1 protein-coding gene is annotated in these 1,042 nt (G+C 73.1%); it reads right to left on the bottom strand.

Going from position 1 to position 1,042, the window contains the following annotated elements:
* Positions 1–14: 14 nt before the first annotated feature.
* On the bottom strand, positions 15–1,025 hold the full coding sequence (locus HYE82_RS36735; RefSeq protein WP_179178556.1) for a MoxR family ATPase: 1,011 nt from the start codon (positions 1,023–1,025) through the stop codon (positions 15–17).
* Positions 1,026–1,042 lie beyond the last annotated feature (17 nt).

Below are 1,042 nucleotides of genomic sequence, written 5' to 3' on the forward strand. Positions count from 1 at the left end.
GGAGGGCACGGTGGTCACCTCGGGCGGTCGAGGCGCTGGATGAGCAGGTCGGCGAGGTCCTCCCGGGTGGGTGGGGAGGCGTAGTGGGTGAGGTAGATGGCGTTCAGGAGCTGGTCGGCGGCGACGAGTTCGGACTGGGAGCGGCTGAGGAACTCGCGGATCAGGTCGGCGCCGAGCCGGGCGGCGTCCTCCCCGAGGTGGGCGCGGACCATGGTGGCGAGGCGTTTCTCGCCGGGCTGGCCGAGCTTGAGCTGGATGCAGCGGCGCAGCAGGGCGGCGGGGAAGTCCCGTTCGCCGTTGCTGGTGAGGATGATGAAGGGGAAGGCCCGGCAGCGCACCCTGCCGTCCCGGACGGTGACCTTGGCGCCGTCGTCGGTGAGGATGCGGACGTCGGGCTCGGTGTCGGCGACGCGTTCCAGTTCGGGCAGGGAGAACTCCCCTTCCTCCAGGACGTTGAGGAGGTCGTTGGGCAGGTCGATGTCGCTCTTGTCGAGTTCGTCGATGAGCAGGACGCGGGGCCGTCGGCCGGGCAGCAGGGCGGTGCCGAGCGGGCCGAGGCGGATGTACGTGCCGATGCCGGGCGCGTCGCCGGGCCTGCCGCCGCTCGCGGCGATCTGTACGTCCTGCAGCCGGGCGATGGCGTCGTAGCGGTAGAGGCCTTCCTGGAGCACCGTCCGGGAGACGACGGGCCAGCGCAGCACCCGGCCGAGTTTGAGTTCGTGGGCGACGGCGTGGGCGAGGGTGGACTTGCCGGTGCCGGGGTACCCGGTGACGAGCAGGGGGCGGCGCAGGTACAGGGCCGCGTTGATGGCCTCCAGCTCCTCGGGCTCGGGCCGGTGGAGTTCGGCGGCCTGCCGGTGCGCGCCGAGCCGGCGGGCGACGTTGCCGTCGCCCGTGGCGGCCGGCAACGGGGGGTCGGCGACCGGCCCGCCGTCGAAGTCCCGCCAGGGCGGCGGGTCGGGCAGGGTGTCGATGCCGTCGTGGGGCTCGCCGACGCCCCGGTAGATGAGCCATTCCTCGTTCACGTCCGTCCCCTCCCGGG

It is taken from the genome of Streptomyces sp. BR123 (assembly GCF_013401435.1).
Classification (GTDB): Bacteria; Actinomycetota; Actinomycetes; order Streptomycetales; family Streptomycetaceae; genus Streptomyces.